The sequence below is a fragment of the Streptomyces varsoviensis genome (assembly GCF_000718635.1).
Classification (GTDB): domain Bacteria; phylum Actinomycetota; class Actinomycetes; order Streptomycetales; family Streptomycetaceae; genus Streptomyces; species Streptomyces varsoviensis.
This window is the reverse complement of record NZ_JOBF01000027.1, coordinates 121,551-137,059: the sequence shown is the minus strand read 5'-3', so window position 1 is coordinate 137,059 and position 15,509 is coordinate 121,551. Positions and strand designations below refer to the sequence as shown.

Sequence of the window (15,509 nt, the reverse complement as noted above, 5' to 3'; positions counted from 1 at the left end):
CCGGGGCGCGCACCCCGGGGTCCGCGGGCCGGTGGCCGCTCCGGCAGGGGGCGGAGCGGCCACCGGTCACGAAGCCGGTAAGACGCGAACTAAACGACCTTTAATACTTTTAAATCGCCCATATGCGTGTTTAACTCTCGCTCAGGTGCTGGCGTCCGCCGGCCGATTCAGGCGTACGCGCGCCTGACCTCGTGTCACCCGGCGGTCGCGGACCGCCGCTCGTGGCCGTGGCGGCGCGCGTGCCCGTGTCATGAGAACTCAAAAGGTGATGCGAGTGAGAGCACAGAGACGGCGGCCCCCTGCCGCCGGTTCCGCGTACGGCGCAGGGGGACGCCCGTTCCCGATATCCGGCCCCGGGCCGTCCGGCTGGTTGTCGCTTTCCGTGGTCTTAGCCCTGATGCTGACCGTGTTCGGCCTGCCGACCGGGGCGTCGGCGAAGCCGGTGCACGAGATCGCCGGCCGCTGGGTCGACGGCACACCGGCCAAGGTGGCCAGTGGCTCGGTGGTGACGGCCGAGTGGCGGGTGAACGTCAACGACGACCAGCCCGCCCCCTCCAATGACATGGTCGACAACGTCACCTTCGGCGTGACGCTGACCAACGGCGTCTTCGACAAACTGCCGGACGTCTGCTCGACGACCGGCGTCGATCCGGCGTCGTCCCTGTCGGACGACAAGAAGACCCTCACCTGCGATCTGGGGTCGCACCGGCAAGGCACCTCCGTGGTCGTGCAGGCCCCGGTGGTGGTCGACGGGCCGACCGGCGGCCAGGTGACGGCGGTCGGGAGCATCGGCGACCAGAAGGCCGCGGTGCCGCCGCTGGACATCACCAACCGCTTCGGCATGGACATGCGCTGGGATGTCGGCGCGGCGAACTTCACCTCCACGAAGGAGTACTTCGAGCTCGACTACGAGTGGACGCTGAGCAAGGGCAAGGGCGGCGACCCCGGACCGCAGACGGTGACGTACGACCTGGAGATCGGCTCCCAGCAGGGCGGCCAGATCGAGGCGGCCCCGCAGGGGTGCACGCCGTACTCGATCGACGCCCGGGCCACCGGCCACCCGTGGTCGGGCGGCGGCCACCCGGCGAAGCAGACGGCGTCCTTCGTGAAGGACTGCAAGCTCACGCCGACCGGCCCGGGGAAGTTCCAGCTCACGCTCTCCGGCATCGACTACGACCCGGCGAGCCCGCCGGCCCTCGACTCGACCGGCGCCAGGCTCCCGTCCGACCGGGTGGCCCTGGCCTCCGGCTCGGTCTGGGTGCGCGTACTCACCCAGGCCGGCGGCTCCGCCGAACTGAAGGCGAGCGCCCCCACCTACACCTCGACCACCGGCCAGACGGCCGAGGACGACCCCGCGAACAACCGCGAGTCCAAGTCGTGGACCACTCCCGGCACCTACTCCGCGGGCTGGGGGCGCGGCTACACCGGCAGCGGCGGCACGACGTGGGACGACACCTACCGGGTGGCGGCGGGCACTACGGTCGGGCAGTACATGGACACCGCCTACCAGGTGCACACCGACCGGCCCGACGACCGCCTGGTCGGCATGTGTTCGGCGCTGGACACCAAGTACGTCGTCTTCGACGGGTTCCAGTGGTCCTCGCCCGCCGCGGGGGTCAAGGGCGCGACCACCGAGTACTACACCGGTGACGACGCGCACCTCGATCCGGCCGGCGCCTCGTACGACCCGAACGGGTTCGACTGCGGCGGGAAGGACGGGTGGAGCACGACGCCGCCCGCCGATCCGACCCAGGTCCGGGCCGTGCGGGTGACGGCGACCCAGGGGCAGATGGAGGCGTACTCCGACCAGCCCCACATCAACCAGCTCATCCGTCAGAAGATCAAGCCGGGCACCGCTCCCGGCACGGACGTGTGGACCTTCTTCTCCGGCATCGTGGACACCCCGCTCAACAACTGGTGGAACGGCACCGGCTGCATCCTGAACACACCCGGCCTCCGCTACCCGTGCACCAACGGCTTCCGGGATCTGGTGCGCGTCACCACGGCGTCCCCCGCGATCAGCAAGTCCGCCGACCGAGCCGTCGTCACCCCGGGCGTCCCGTCGGGCTTCACGCTGACCTACTCGGCGAACGGGGCCGGGGCCATCCCCGCCACGGTCGACGGCTACAAGATCGTCGACACCCTCCCCGCCGGAGTGACGTACGTTCCGAAGTCCGCCACGCCCGAACCGGCGGTGACCACCGACGCGTCGGGGCAGCAGGTGCTGACCTGGACCCTCGACGGCGTGACCACCAACACGGACCACGCGCTGACGTACCAGGCGGTGACCGCCGACTCCGTGCCCGCGGGCAAGGCGCTCACCAACTCGGCCACCGCCTCGTACGGGGATGTCACCACCGCGCCGGCGACAGCGCAGGTCACGGTGGCGACCAACGGATACACCACGATCGGCAAGACCCCGAACGCCGCGTTCATCCCGAACGTGGCGGGCGACGGGAAGGGCTCGGGTTCGTGGACGGTGACGCTGCGGTCGTACGACCCGATGGCGCAGGCGTTCACGGACGCGATCGACATCCTGCCGCACAAGGGCGACAAACGCGGCACGTCGTACTCCGGCTCGTACAAGCTGGAGAAGGTGACACCGGACGCGGCGGGGGCCACGGTGTACTACACCACCGCCGACCCGGGGTCGCTGTCCGACGACCCGGGCCACGCGTCGAACGGCAAGGCCGGTGACGTCACCGGGAACACGGTGGGGTGGACGCGGACGTTCACGCCGGACGCGACGGCCGTGCGCGTGATCGGGCCTTCGCTGGCCCCGGGCGCGCGTCAGCAGTTCCAGGTCGCCGTGGCCACCGACGGGGCCAAGGGCGGCGACAAGCTCGTCAACCGGGCCCAGGCGCGGGCCGGCCACACCGAGCTGGTGATGCGCACCTCGGCGCCGATCACCGTGGCGAACCACTACTCCGCCTCGCTGAAGAAGTCCGTCCAGGGCAAGGACGGGAAGTGGCACGACGCCAACGACGCGGCCGACTATCCGGTCTTCCGCCACGGCGACGAGGTCCGCTACCGGATCGTGGTGACCAACACCGGTGAGGGAACGCTCAAGAACGTCAAGGTCTCGGACGACAAGTTCCCCGAGTTGGGCGCCTTCACGATCGCGTCCCTGGAGCCGGGCAAGAGCGAGTCGCACGAGTACCGCACCGTGCTGGACGAGTCGGCGCCCGGCACGCTCATCAACACCGCCTCCGCGACGGCGGACACCCCGCCCGACGCCAAGACCCCGCCGGTCATCCCGCCGGACCCGGCCGGGATCGAGGTGACCAACTACAAGGTCGAGAAGACCGCCGACCCGAAGTCCGGCTCGGCCGTACAGGCGGGCGACAAGATCACCTACACGGTCAAGGTCACCCAGCAGGGCACGGCCCCGGCCGACGCGACGCTCTCCGACGACCTGTCGAAGGTCCTGGACGACGCCGCCTACAACGGCGACGTGAAGGCGTCCCTCGGCACGGCGGAGATCAAGGACGGCGTACTGACGTGGAACGGCACCGTCCCGGTCGGCGGCGAGGCCACGATCACCTACTCCGTGACCGCCAAGGCCGGCGGGGACACCGAACTCGTCAACTCCGTGCTGTCCCCCGGCTGCGAGCCCGCCGACGACGGCAGCACACCGCACTGCACCACCCGGCACACCATGGGCTCGTACGTCTTCGCCAAGACCGCCGACCCGAAGCCGGGCTCGACCGTGCGGGCGGGCGACAAGGTCACCTACACCGTGACCGTGACCCAGAAAGGCGCGGGCGAGGTCAAGGACGCGACCGTCGTCGACGATCTGTCCAAGGTCCTCGACGATGCCGCCTACAACGGTGACGTGAAGGCGTCCCTCGGCACGGCCGAGATCAAGGACGGCAAGCTCGTCTGGAAGGGAGACCTACCAGTCGGCGGAAAGGCCACGATCACCTACTCCGTGACCGTCGCCACCAGCGGCGGCGACGCCGAGCTGCACAACGTCGTCACCACCCCCGACGACAAGCGCGGCCACTGCGCGACCGAGAAGGGGTGCGAAACCGACCATACGGTGCGGCCGGGGTCGAGCCCGACGCCGTCGCCCAGCGGTCCGGGGTCGCCGAGTACTTCGCCGTCGCCGAGTGGTCCGGGGTCGCCCAGTGATTCGCCGTCGCCGAGTGGTCCGGGGTCGCCCAGCGGTTCGGCGTCCCCCAGTGGTTCGCCGTCGCCGAGTGGTTCGGTTTCGCCGAGTGGTTCGGCGCACCCGAGCGGTCGGCCGGGCCCCGGCGGCTCGCCGTCCGGCGACGTTCCGCCGGGCGACAGCGGCCCGCCGTCCGACGACTCCCCGTCCGACCCGTCCCCGTCCGGCATCCTCGCCCGGACCGGCACCGCCGTACTCACCACGGCCGGGATCGCCGCCGCGCTGGTGCTCGGGGGGCTCTGCCTCACCGTCGTCCTCCGCAGGCGCCGGCGGGGCGACAGTTGAGAGGACAGTTGAGAGGAGGGACCTGACAGAGGCGTCGTCCGGTTCTGAAGGGGGCGACCGCCTCTGAGGGCAGCGTCTCCCCTGGGAGGGGCGCCCGTACGGACAAGGGGTGTCCGTGGCAGCCGGCCACGGGCGCCCCTTCGGCGTCCAACGCGCGGGCCCCGCCCGCGGCGTGCTATGCGCGCGTCTTGCGGGCCACCGCTCCGTACATGGCGATGTCGCGGTCGTTCACGGGCTCCTGGTCGGGGTCGGGCTGCCAGTGGTGGACCTGGGTCAGTCCGGGCTCGACGACGTCCATGCCGTCGAAGAACGCCTCCGCCTCGGCGCGGGTGCGCAGTTGCATCTGCATGCCGCGCCGCCCGTACTCGGCGGCGACTCGGCCGACCTCTTCGGGCGCGAAGTCGGCGGTGCCGATCGTCATGGCGAGGAAGCTGCCGACGGGCAGCGGTTCCAGGAGGCGCTGGACGAGGCGGTGGTCGTCCGGCGGGAGGATGAAGTGCAGGATGCCGATGATCATGAGGCCGACGGGCTCCCGCAGGTCCAGGAGGCGCTGGAACTCCGGGGAGTTGATGATCGCGTCCGGGTCGCGCATATCGGCGTCGACGTAGGCGGTGCGCCCCTGGGCGGAGCTGGTCAGCAGGGTGTCCGCGTGGGTCAGGACGATCGGGTCGTTGTCGACGTAGACGATCCGCGCGTCGGGGGCGACTTCCTGGGCGACCTCGTGCAGGTTGGGCGCGGTGGGCAGGCCGGTGCCGATGTCCAGGAACTGCCGGATGCCCTGCTCGCGGGCGAGGTACCGGGCGGCGCGGTGCATGAACTGCCGGTTGGCGCGCATATGGATCGGAAGCGCGGGCCACTCCTGGCACATCAGGTCACCCGCGTCGCGGTCCACGTCGTAGTGGTCCTTGCCGCCGAGGATGTAGTCGTACACGCGCGCCGAGTGCGCTTCGCCCGTGTTGATTCTGTCCACTGAAAAGCCCTGATGCGCCATCTCGCTCCTCAAACATTGCTCTGCGTCACCCCGGAGTGTAAGTCCGCCCTCTTTGGGAGTTGACCGGTGGCCCCCCGGGAAGGCGGCGCGGGGCCCGGGCTTTCGGCCCGGGAACTCCCGCGCCACGCCGGTCAGTCGCCGTGCCCGTACGGTCGTGAGCTGCGCGGACCGTACGGGCACGGCTCCGGCGAGCGCGCCTCGCGGCAGCCCCGGGCGGCGTGCGGGAGGAGTCGTCCGGGCCGGCTACGCGAGTCCGAGGTGCGCCTCCAGCCGCGCGATCCGCGCACCCAGCGGTTCGAGTTCCTTACGGACGGTCGCGGCCAGGGCCTCCCGTGCCCCCGCGTCCGCCGGCTGCTGCTGCCCCTGCCCGCCCTGGGCCCGCAGGTAGACGTAGCCCGCCAGCGCGGCGGTGACGGCGCGGCGGGCGAGCTTCGGGTCGGCGCCCATGGACCGCAGGACGCGGCCGGCGGTTCCGTCGGGCTCGGTGACGAGGCCGAGCAGCAGGTGCTCGCAGCCGATGTAGTTGTGGCCGAGCGAGGTGGCCTCGGTGACCGCGAACTCCAGGGCGTTGGCCGCGGGCCCGTCGAAGCGGCGCGGGTCGCTGTCGGACACGTCGGCGCCTCGGACCTCGGGCGTCCGGCGGCCCAGTTCGCGCCCGACCTGCTCCGGCTCGATCTCCATGGCGCGCAGTACGTGGAGGGCCAGGTTGGTGCCCTCGTCCAGCACGGCGCCCAGCAGGTGCTCGGTGCCGAGGCGCGGCGCGCCGGCCGCGCGCGCCCACTCCACCGCCAGTTTGAGCACGGTCCGCGCCTTGGCGGTGAAGTGGGCCAGCGCGCCGGCCGGTTCGCCGTCCAGGTCGGCCAGCGGCGTCTCACGGATGGCGGTCACCCGCCGTACGGCCTGTTCCAGAGCGCGCTGGCAGACGGCCGAGACCGGCACGCCGGCCTCCTTCACCGCGTCGGCCAGGTCATCGGGCAGATAGACGTTGATCTTCGGCATCGCGCACACCTCCGGGATCGGGGCTCAGCAATAACCCGAAGGTAACCCCAATGGGGTTAGCCGCCTAGAGGCCGGCGCGAGGCAGAACTGGAAGCCCCGCCTCCGAAGTTGGACGCCGTCAGGCGGAAGCGGTGACCGGGGGCTGGCCCTCGGGCCGCCGACCCTGGGGGGCCGCCGCCCCTGGGACCGGCGGCCGTCGGGCCGGGGGCTCTGGGGCCGGCGGCCGTCGGACCAGGGGGCCTGGGACCGCTGGCCGTCGGGCCGGGGGGCTTGGGGCCTTCGGGCCGGGGGCTCTGGGACCGGCGGCCGTCGGACCAGAGGGCCTGGGACCGGCGGCCGTCGGGTCGGGATTCAGGCAGTGGCGACGGCGCCGCTCGGTTCGCGGCGGACCACGTCCACCAGGGACAGGTCGGTGATCTTGAGGCTCGGGGACACCGCCAGCGTCAGGGTCGACACGCTCATGAACGGGTTGAGGTGGTCCCAGCCCCAGCCGGTGAGCGCGTCGCGCACCGCCAGCGACTGCCGCGCGACCTCGGTCGCGGAGGCGGGGGACATCACCCCGCCGACCGGCAGCGGCAGCCGGGCCGCGACCTCGTCCCCGCGGACCACGGCGACGCCGCCGCCGTCCTCGACGACCGCCGCCGCGGCGGCCGCCATCGCGGAACGGGAGGTGCCGATGGTGAGGAGGTTGTGGCTGTCGTGGGCGTACGTGGTCGCCACCGCGCCCGGCGTGAGGGTGCGGCCCAGCAGCGGCGCGAAGACCGTGCCCGAACGCCCGTAGCGGTTCCGCACCCGGACCAGCGCGGTCCGCCCCTCCCACGCCACTTCCCCGTCCCGCACGGGGAGTTCGACCTCCGCCGCCTCGGTGTACGTGTCGCGGGAGTTGACGCGCATGGCCCGGAAGCGATGCGTGCCGTCGGGGAGTTCGACCCGCCACCGGAAGCCGTCGGGCGTCTGCGGCTCCACGGTCACGGTGTCGGCGAGGGGGTCGGGGGTATCCGCCGCGGGGCGACCGCCGTCGGCCTCCGCCGCCTCCGTATCCGCTTTGTCCGCCCCGGCCTCGTACGCCTCCGCCTTGCGCGTCGCGGCCTCGTACGCCCCCGTCTCGTAGGCCCCCTTCTCGTACGCCTCCGCCTCATACGTCGCCGCCTCGTACGTAGCGGCCCCGTCCCGAGCCACTTCCCTCCCGCCCGCGAAGACCACGGCCGGGTCGAAGTCGGCCAGTTCGCCGCGGAGGAGGACGAGGTCGGCCCGTTTGCCGGGGGCGATCACGCCCCGGTCGTGCAGCCGCAGCCGCTGCGCGGGGGTCCAGGTCAGGGCCCGCAGTGCGGCGGCGGCGGGCAGGCCGGCGCGTACCGCGACCCGGGCGATGTGGTCGAGGTGGCCGGCGCCGAGGATGTGGTCGGCCGCGAGGTCGTCCGTCACCAGGCACAGCGGCGGCAACTGGGGCAGCGCGAGCAGCGCCTCGATGGTCTCGGGCAGCAGGCACTTCTCCTGAAGCATCATCAGCATGCCCATCCGGGCCTTCTCCAGGACCACTTCGGTGCGGTTCTTGGTGTGGTCGGAGTCGACGCCGGTGGCCATGTACGCGCTGAGCTCCGCGCCGCTGAGGTTGGGGCAGTGCCCGTCGAGGATCACGCCCTGTGCGCGGGCGGCGGCGACGATGCCGCGCATCCGGGGGTCGTCGGCGACCACGGCGCGGTAGTCCATGACCTCGCCGAGGGCGACGACGCCGGGCAGGCGCAGCAATTCGGCGATGTCGTCGGCGGACAGGCTCGCCCCGGCGTGCTCCAGCCCTTCCAGCGCGGGTACGCACGAGGGCACGCCCCAGAGCTGGGTCTGCGGGGTGCCGCGGCCCGCCTCGATCATCCAGCGCATGGCCCGCGCCCCCGCCACGTTGACGATCTCGTGCGGATCGGCGAGCACCGTCGTCGTACCGCGGGCCAGGGTCAGGGCCGCGAAGGTCCGCGGCGTGAGGAACGAGCTCTCGATGTGCATGTGCGCGTCCACGAAACCGGGCACGACCAGCAGCCCCGTGGCGTCGACGTGCTCAAGGGCGGCACCGGGCGCGCCGGGCGGCAGCACGCCGCTGATGGTGTCGCCGCGCAGCAGGACGTCGGCGGCGAACTCCTCGCCCGTGAAGGTCGACACCACGCGTCCGCCGCTGATCCGGACGTCGTGCGGCTGCTGGTGCTGCTGGGCCTGCTGGTGCTGTTGCGGCTGCTGCGACTGTGGCTGATGGGCCTGCTGGGCCTGCTGCGGCTGCTCGGTCGTGGAATCCATGGGATGCACACTCCTTGGGGAGGTCGGGAGAGGGTCTTGGGAGCGCGGAACCCTCATGGCAGCAGCGTGTAGAAGTAGTAGCCGAGCGGGATCATCACGACCCACAGCCCCCAGGGGATCTCCCGGAATCGGCCGGACGCGGCCTTGACCAGGACGTGGGCGACGAGCCCGGCGGCGATGCCGGTGCCGAAGTTGCCCCAGAAGACGGTGGTGGCGACGGTGAGCGCGGCCGGGACGGCGTTGGTCGGGTCCTTGAAGTCGACGTTGCGCAGGGCGCCGAGCATCGTGAGCCCGATGTACATCAGCACGGGGGCCGTGGCGGCGGACGGGATGAGCGTCGCGAACGGGGTGACGAGCAGCAGCGCGGCGAAGCCGCCCGCGGCGACCACCGAGGACAGGCCCGTACGGCCGCCGCTGTCCGCGCCGGCGGAGGACTCCAGGTACGCGGTCATGCTGGGCGCGCCGAGCCCGGCGCCGCCGATCACGGCGGCGGAGTCGACGTAGAACGGGCGCCGGATGCCGGGGACGTTGCCGTCCTTGTCGGTGAGGCCCGCCCGGTCGGCGACGGCGAGCAGCGTGCCCGTCATGGAGAAGAACTCCGAGACGAAGAACGCGAAGATGTACGGGAAGTACTCGGGCTTCAGCGCGCCGAACACATCGATGTGGAAGGCCACGGAGGCGGGGCTGTCCGGGGCGCCGAAGAAGTGGCCCGGCAGTTCGGTCACGCCGAACGGGATGCCCGCCACGGTCACGGCCGCGATGGTGATCAGGAACGCGCCGGGCACCTTGCGCGAGGCCAGGGCGGTCAGCAGGACCAGCCCGGCGAGCGCGAGCAGCGCGGCGGGCCGGGAGAGGTCGCCGAGCGCGAGCGCGTTGCTCGCGGGCTTTGCGACGACCAAGCCGCTGTCCTTGAAGCCGAGGAGGGCGATGAAGAGGCCGAGGCCGCCGCTGATGGCGTATTTGAGGTTCTGCGGCATCAGCCGCGTGATCAGGTCGCGGATGCCGAGCACGGTCAGGACGAGGAAGGCGACGCCGGACCACAGGACCATGCCGAGCGCGGCGTCCCAGGGGACGTGGTCCTGGCCGACGATGGTCACGGCGAGCAGGGCGACGCCGCCGAGGCCGGGCGCGAGGACGAACGGGAGGTTCGCGAAGAGGCCCATGGCCAGCGTCGCCAGCACGATCGCGATGATCACGGCGGTGGTGACGGGGCCGTGCGGGACCCCGGCCTTGGCGAGCTGGCCGGGGACGACGACGACCGCGTAGGCCGCGGCGATGAACATCGACAGCCCGGCGACGGCCTCGGTGCGGGGGCTGCTGCCGCGGGCGCGGATGTGGAAGCGGCGCTCCAGGAAGCCGGGGGCGGGGCCGGAGGAGCCGGGGTCGCCTGCGGGATCAGAAGGGGTGGAGGTCGTGGAGGGGTCGGTGGGGGCGGGGGAACCCGAAGGGTCAGTGGTCGTGGAGGGGTCGGTGGGGCCGCCGGGTCCGGTGGTCGGCCCGGCGGGCGGCTCCGCGTACGGCCGTACGGGCGTCCCGTCAGAGTGGGGCATGGCTACCTCGGTGGGCCTCGGTGGACCTCGGTCGGAGGAAGGATCTTCGGTCGCTGGCCGGTCGCCGCACACCTTCGATGAAACCGGTTGCAGAGAGCGGTTGCAGATAGGATGACATGGGTCGGCCCCGGGACGCGCCCGGGCCCGGCGGGGAGGGGAGGGCGGACGGTGTCGACACTGGCGGACGTGGCCCGCGAGGCGGGCGTGTCCAAGGCCACGGCGTCGCGCGCGCTGATGCGCCCCGAGCTGGTGGCGCGGCCCACCTTGGAGAACGTACGGGCCGCGGCGGCGCGCCTCGGCTTCCAGCCCAACCGGGCGGCGCGCGCCCTGACCACGGGCCGTACGGGCATGGTGGGGCTGGTGGTGCCGACCCTCGCCAACCCGTTCTTCGCCCCGCTGGTGCTGGGCGCGCAGCGGGCGGCCGAGGAGACCGACAACCACCTGCTGCTCACGGTCTCCGAGTACAGCGCCGAGCGCGAGGCCGCGCTGGTGGCGCGGTTGTCCGAACAGGTCGACGGGGTGGTGCTGGTCGCGCCCGTGGGCTCGGACGCGGCCCTGCGGGAGCTGGCCGACCGCCGCCCGCTGATCCTGGTCGACCGCCGGGTAGGCCGGCTGCCGGCGGTGGTCCTCGACACCGCGTCGGGCACCGCCGCGCTGGTCCGCCACCTGCTGGAGCTGGGCCACCGCGACATCGTGTACGTATCGGGGCCGCCCGGCTCCTGGGCCGACGGGCGGCGGCGCGCGGCCATGGCGGAGCAGATCGAGGAGGCGGGGGCCCGGCTGCGCGTACTGGGGCCGCTGCCCCCGACCTTCGACGCGGGCATCGGCGCCGCCGCCGAGCTGCCGGCCGGGGCGGGCGCCGTGGTCGCGTACAACAGCTATCTCGCGCTGGGCCTGCTGCACGGGCTGACGGCGGCGGGCGTGCGGGTGCCCGAGGACGTGAGCCTCGCCGCCGCCGACGACCTCACCGCGCTCGGCGCGACCGTACCGTCCGTGACCGCCCTGGACGTCCCGGTCGAGGAGGCCGGCGCACTCGCCGTGACCCGCCTCCTGGAAGTCCGCGACGGCACCCGCCGCACGGTCCGCACGCTCCTCCCGACGCGCGTGCACCCGCGAGAGTCGACGGGGCGGGCGCCGGGGCGGTAGGGGGGCGGGCAGGGCCCGTGGGAGAACGGGCCGTGGTGCCGCGGGAGGTCGCGTCTCAGGGAACGAGCTGCGGCGCGGCGGGAGGTCACGTCACAGGGGAACGAGCTGCGGCGCGGGCGGCGGTCATGATCCGGGTTACGGTCCGGGCCTTCAGCTCCGAGTAAGCCAGGAGGTGCGGCGCCCGCTCGGCGGCGTACCGCTTGGCCGCCGCGTACTCGGACACGGCCTCCGGGTGCGAGCGCAGATAGTCGCGGAAGAGAAGGTTGTCGACCCACAGCCGCCCGCGCCGCTCCACGACATGAACATTGACCGGCTGCCCGGACTGCGATTGCCCGGGCTGCCCGGAACGCCGGCGCAAATACTCCCGGCCGGGGACGCCGGCCTGGCCCAAGTGCTCGTAGGCGAGACCTTCAAGGCGCCGGACGACGGCCGTGGCCTCGGCGTTCGGGCAACCGACCTGGATGTCGATGATCGGCTTGGCCACCAGACCAGGCACTGCCGTGGACCCGATATGCGCCACCTCCACCGCCAGCCCGCCGAGCGCCGCCGCCACGGCCTCCGCCAATTCGCGCCCCCGCGCCGCCCAGGCCGGATCGTGCGGCGCAAGGTGAATCGGCTCGTCGAGATCGCTCATGCCGCCCGACGGTAGCGAAGCGAAGCGCTCGCCGAGGGCCCGGGCGGGCGTGACCCCGGGACGTACGGCCGTCAGGGAGCGCTACCGCGACTGCCCCCTCGCGCCTTTCCGAACTCCCACGCGGCGAGGCCGAAGATGAGGCCGCCGAGCAGGAACCAGGGGTTCCACAACAGCAGGGTCCACAGGCGCTGAGCCGAACTGACGCCCGGCCCCGGCCCCGAGTCACCGGTCAGCAGCAGCACCTCGACGGCGAGGCCGCGCCCCAGCAGCACGGCGCTGACGCACCACCCCAGGAACGCGAGCACCCGCCCCACCGGCCCGGGCCGCCGCCGCCCGGCGAGCAGCCGCCCCAGGACGCCGCCGACCAGGCACAGCGCCCCCACGCCCCACAGTCCCACCACGACGAACCAGAGGGGACGTTCGTCGGCCAGCGGGCCCGCGGAAACGCTCAAGCCCCAGCTACCGCCGAGCCCCCAGAAGAAATGCAGCCCGGCGAACGCGACCGCCCACCCGCAGGCAATCCACCCCCACATCCCCCCAGCGCTCCCCGACACCCCTGCGACACTCCCCCGTGCCCCCGACTCCGTCTTGTCCCGCAGATCTTGACGCATAGCGGGCAGCATGCCATTTTTCAGCTTTCCCGGCCTACACGGCCCTTCCGTTGCCTATGTTCTCCGCGGCTTGCGTGGCCTGTTCCAGCTCCCGTGCGGCCGATTCCGTTCCCGAGCCGACATCGCGGCCTCGAACTGGGCCTTGCTGGTCACTGCTCGCGGTTCCGGCTGGCAGGCAGCATTCGAGGACCTGATGGACCGCATCGCAGCCAGGGGTCGCCCGGGTCGAACCCCGTCGCCGAATAGGCCGACCACCGGCTTCGCGGGCCCCACTGGCGGCGTCGTCTTCAAGCCCCTCCCCAGCTCAGCCACGACAAACGCCATGCGGCGGCCCAAGCATTGACCGCAAGTGCTGGGCGGCGCATGGGTTAAGGAAACGGGTCGGGGCGCTCGGACAGGTGAAAAGTGATCGCTCCGGGTTGGCGCGTGATCGGTGACGGGGATTGTGCAAGGGCATCGGCAATGAGGGCCATTGGTCATGGATGGTGAGCTGATGGGTCTCTGTCCCGCATAGGCAGGCCGCCGTCTATCGCCCTCGAATGCACCTCGGTTCTGCACACCCTGCCAGACGACGCGCACAGAAGGTGATTCATGTGGGATTTCCCGACGGTAAGGCATTCGTGATTCGTCACCGGTCCAGCAATTTGTATCTGGCCGCGCAATCCGGTGACGCGGTGAAACTGAGGCCGCAGGAGGCCGCGGCACGGGCTGAGCTGATCTGGACCTGCAAGGGGGGACGCCTGTCCAACAGGCACTACAACAAGGCTCTGGACTTCGATCAGAAGGATCGTTGTGTGCTCCGGCTCGGCCCGCTGGACGGGAGCGAGCCGGTCTGGGTCTACGAAGGCGACCGGATCAACGCGGCAGGGTTCGGTGACACCATCTGCCTGGCCCCCGCCGGCAATGGGAATGCTCGGCTCGCCGGAGCGTCGGAAATCTCCTCCGGATTCGTCGATGTTTCCTTTGACATCTTCCCCGCCGACTGGAAGGTGCAGAAGAACGACGACCTCGTGTTCGAGGAGACCGATGGCTACCTGGAGAAGTATCTCGACTACTTCAACGCCGCCATGAAGACCGGGATTGAGACGATCTTCTCGCTGGGCAAGGTTCCCGGTGGAAGTGCGGTCAGTTTCCTATGGGACAAGTTCTTCAGTTGGTGGCGCGGGCAGATTTATCAGGAGGTGACGCTGGAGGACAAGCTCAACAAGATCGTCGAGTGGACCAAGGTGTACGTCGCCAAGGAGATCAGCGACGTGGTGAAGAACGACATCCTGGCGGCCTACAAGACTTTCCAAGAGCACGCGGTCCCCTATACGACCGCCCTCACCGAATACAAGAACGCGAAGCCGGAGGACAAGGATTACTGGCGGAAGCGGGTCAACGACGAGTACGGGTTCGTCGCGCAAGGAGCGCGCACCATTCTTTCGAAGTGCGAGTCCCAGTCGTCCGAGAAAGGCGGGGAGACACTCGTCTTCATCTACTGCCTGACCATGTCGCTGTACTGCACCGCCGTACGCGATCGACTGATCTTCCACCAAGAATGGGGACTGAAGCCGCCCGAGGTCGGGGACCTCAAGAACCAGCTCTCCACGACGGCCTGGGACTTCTTCGTCAATATGCAGAAGATCCTGTTCGAACTGCCGCTCCTCTACTACTACCAGGGCAGCGCCGGACGGACCGACAGCCTCATCGGAAAAGACCCGACAGGAAACAACAAGCTGGACACCCAGCACACCCTGTCGGGAATCATGAAGGTCATGCGGGTGATGCGGGGACACGCCTACATGAATCCCCGCCGCTACAAGAACGAGATCAAGCCGGTACAGGGAACGGGCACCATCGACAAGAAGGGGCTGGATCTCCAGATCCGCCCGAATCTGCCCGAGACCACGATTCTCCAGCCGTTCCATCTCGGTTCGGAGCGCCTTCCGCAGAAAGCCACGTCACCATACAGCGTCAAAGCCTCCATCGACCGCGACAAGGCGGACACCGAGCAGTTCACCATCCGCTGCCTGTTCGCCAGCGTGCACAGCGATCATCCGAGCCAGGGCAACGCGGGCGACCCGATCCCCGACCAGATCAAACTCAATGGGACTTCGATCACCGGACACCCGATGGAAGCAGAGAAGGAGGTCAAATACCGCATCATCCACGACACACGGGACAACAACAACACCTTCTGGAACCGAACCGGCGTAAAACAGGGGTTCGACAAGGAGAACTACGTCAGATACGTCTACATGGACTTCGGCACGCACGACTTCGAAAAGAAGGGTCAATACACGCTGGAATTTCCGGCGGGCAGCAGACTGTGCGCGGCCGACATCTGCTTCGTCACACCCGACGAGAAACCCGTGGACCCTGTGAGTGAATTCGTCCTGGACGTCGACGGCAATCCCGTCAATCCCCAGGACGACTACTACTTGGTCCTGCTCAGTTCGTCCTCGACGTATCTGAGCGTGAGCGACGACAAGAAGAAGCTGCTTCTGGTGACGTCGGCGCCCAAACAGCAGGTCCGCATCTCGAAGAAGGACTTCAAGCCGCCGTACGACAAACTCGCCTACAACGAACCCTTCTCTGTGGCCTTCCAGAACAAGTACGACGTCGGATGGGGGCAGGTCCGACTCAGGCTGAACGCGAACGGCGAACTGTACAGCGGCGATCCAGCGCAGTTCTACCAGCACACCGAAATCGGACTTCTGCAATTGGAAGGCAGTAAGAAGAAACTGGCGCAGAAGGAGGGCGTCCCAGGGCGGGTCGTCCTGTCCGAGACAGGCGAAAACGATTACCTCTGGGCGTTCAAGAAGTTCCTCTGAGGCGCCCCCGGCCGCGCCCCCGC

General features: G+C 70.5%; 9 protein-coding genes. 3 read left to right on the top strand and 6 right to left on the bottom strand.

The window, feature by feature from the left end; translation table 11 throughout:
* Positions 1–397: 397 nt before the first annotated feature.
* Complete coding sequence (locus IF55_RS30400) at positions 398–4,456, top strand: DUF7927 domain-containing protein (protein ID WP_051776096.1); 4,059 nt, start codon at positions 398–400, stop codon at positions 4,454–4,456.
* 175 nt (positions 4,457–4,631) lie between these two features.
* Here the strand turns inward: IF55_RS30400 and IF55_RS30395 are convergent, their stop codons facing one another.
* From IF55_RS30395 to IF55_RS30380, 4 genes are all read right to left on the bottom strand, one after another.
* Positions 4,632–5,447: an SAM-dependent methyltransferase gene (locus IF55_RS30395; RefSeq protein ID WP_030877521.1), complete on the bottom strand. Its 816-nt coding sequence runs from the start codon at positions 5,445–5,447 to the stop codon at positions 4,632–4,634.
* Between the two features lie 243 nt (positions 5,448–5,690).
* Positions 5,691–6,446, bottom strand: a complete 756-nt coding sequence (locus IF55_RS30390) for a Clp protease N-terminal domain-containing protein (RefSeq protein ID WP_030877524.1) — start codon at positions 6,444–6,446, stop codon at positions 5,691–5,693.
* A gap of 351 nt (positions 6,447–6,797) precedes the next feature.
* A complete protein-coding gene (locus tag IF55_RS30385) occupies positions 6,798–8,729 on the bottom strand; it encodes an adenine deaminase C-terminal domain-containing protein (RefSeq protein WP_078645527.1) in 1,932 nt (643 codons plus the stop codon).
* Between the two features lie 53 nt (positions 8,730–8,782).
* Positions 8,783–10,279 (bottom strand): NCS2 family permease, encoded by a 1,497-nt coding sequence (locus IF55_RS30380; protein WP_245661515.1) that lies wholly within the window; start codon positions 10,277–10,279, stop codon positions 8,783–8,785.
* 168 nt (positions 10,280–10,447) lie between these two features.
* On the opposite strand from IF55_RS30380, the gene IF55_RS30375 reads away from it, so the two are divergent.
* Positions 10,448–11,425: a LacI family DNA-binding transcriptional regulator gene (locus tag IF55_RS30375; RefSeq protein WP_030877530.1), complete on the top strand. Its 978-nt coding sequence runs from the start codon at positions 10,448–10,450 to the stop codon at positions 11,423–11,425.
* A gap of 85 nt (positions 11,426–11,510) precedes the next feature.
* Here the strand turns inward: IF55_RS30375 and IF55_RS30370 are convergent, their stop codons facing one another.
* A complete protein-coding gene (locus tag IF55_RS30370; RefSeq protein ID WP_037963101.1) occupies positions 11,511–12,059 on the bottom strand; it encodes a GrpB family protein in 549 nt (182 codons plus the stop codon).
* A gap of 71 nt (positions 12,060–12,130) precedes the next feature.
* On the bottom strand, positions 12,131–12,592 hold the full coding sequence (locus tag IF55_RS30365) for a DUF3995 domain-containing protein (RefSeq protein ID WP_211270054.1): 462 nt from the start codon (positions 12,590–12,592) through the stop codon (positions 12,131–12,133).
* A 671-nt stretch (positions 12,593–13,263) separates the two neighbouring features.
* Between IF55_RS30365 and IF55_RS30360 the strand changes: the two genes are divergently transcribed.
* Positions 13,264–15,486, top strand: coding sequence for a hypothetical protein (locus IF55_RS30360; protein ID WP_157854281.1), 2,223 nt, complete (start codon positions 13,264–13,266; stop codon positions 15,484–15,486).
* Positions 15,487–15,509: the final 23 nt, after the last annotated feature.

Bases quoted from the DNA above. Each gene is read 5' to 3' on its own strand.
- IF55_RS30390 (WP_030877524.1), bottom strand. From the start codon at position 6,446: ATGCCGAAGATCAACGTCTATCTGCCCGATGACCTGGCCGACGCGGTG.
- IF55_RS30370 (WP_037963101.1), bottom strand. From the start codon at position 12,059: ATGAGCGATCTCGACGAGCCGATTCACCTTGCGCCGCACGATCCGGCC.
- IF55_RS30395 (WP_030877521.1), bottom strand. From the start codon at position 5,447: ATGGCGCATCAGGGCTTTTCAGTGGACAGAATCAACACGGGCGAAGCG.
- IF55_RS30400 (WP_051776096.1), top strand. From the start codon at position 398: ATGCTGACCGTGTTCGGCCTGCCGACCGGGGCGTCGGCGAAGCCGGTG.
- IF55_RS30365 (WP_211270054.1), bottom strand. From the start codon at position 12,592: ATGTGGGGGTGGATTGCCTGCGGGTGGGCGGTCGCGTTCGCCGGGCTG.
- IF55_RS30385 (WP_078645527.1), bottom strand. From the start codon at position 8,729: ATGGATTCCACGACCGAGCAGCCGCAGCAGGCCCAGCAGGCCCATCAG.
- IF55_RS30380 (WP_245661515.1), bottom strand. From the start codon at position 10,279: ATGCCCCACTCTGACGGGACGCCCGTACGGCCGTACGCGGAGCCGCCC.